Source organism: Seonamhaeicola marinus (genome assembly GCF_008085455.1).
The window spans coordinates 1-442 of the sequence record NZ_VSDQ01000706.1; the positions used below are offsets into that span (position 1 = coordinate 1).

Annotated in this window: 1 protein-coding gene; it reads right to left on the bottom strand. The window is 33.9% G+C overall.

The window, feature by feature from the left end:
* The coding region (locus FUA24_RS17260; RefSeq protein WP_148544328.1) for an SAM hydrolase/SAM-dependent halogenase family protein at positions 1-442 on the bottom strand (442 nt) is incomplete at both ends.

The window sequence follows — 442 nt, forward strand, 5'->3', positions numbered from 1 at the left end:
GGGCACAATATTTTTAATAGGTTTAATTTGGTCTATGGTTTTACCAATAACCTCTAAAGTACCGCCACGAGCAATATGGCAGGCTACTTTAACAAATACATCAAGCACCGGAAAACTTGTTTGTATTTTATCGTGTATGTTAATTTCTACAATTTTTTCAGGCATAATTTCAGCACAAATCATACTCATAATACCATTATTGGCACAAATAAAGTAATGGCCATCTAGTTTTAAGGCAATATGCTTGTTTTCTTGGTTAAGTTCAGAGTCTATACCAATAATATGTATGGTACCTTTGGGGAAACTGCTATATGCATTTTGTATTATATAAGCAGCTTCGGGTATATTAAACGGTGATACATTGTGTGAGATATCAACAATAGTAACATCAGGTAATTCACTGTAAATAGCACCTTTAGTTGCGCCAGCAAAGTGATCTTTC